The sequence below is a fragment of the Paenibacillus sp. MMO-177 genome, from assembly GCF_037147795.1.
Lineage (GTDB): Bacteria > Bacillota > Bacilli > Paenibacillales > Paenibacillaceae > Pristimantibacillus.
In genome coordinates this window covers 1-223 of record NZ_JBBCUR010000053.1, presented here as the reverse complement: position 1 = coordinate 223, position 223 = coordinate 1, and the positions used below count along the sequence as shown (strand labels likewise).

Annotated in this window: 1 rRNA gene; it reads right to left on the bottom strand. The window is 58.7% G+C overall.

The features are described from left to right. A 23S ribosomal RNA gene (locus tag WFK81_RS30860) occupies positions 1–223 on the bottom strand; the annotation flags it as partial.

The window sequence follows — 223 nt, the reverse complement described above, 5'->3', positions numbered from 1 at the left end:
TGTCTCACGACGTTCTGAACCCAGCTCGCGTACCGCTTTAATGGGCGAACAGCCCAACCCTTGGGACCTACTTCAGCCCCAGGATGCGATGAGCCGACATCGAGGTGCCCCCCCTCCCCGTCGATGTGGACTCTTGGGGGAGATAAGCCTGTTATCCCCAGGGTAGCTTTTATCCGTTGAGCGATGGCCCTTCCATTCGGTACCACCGGATCACTAAGCCCGA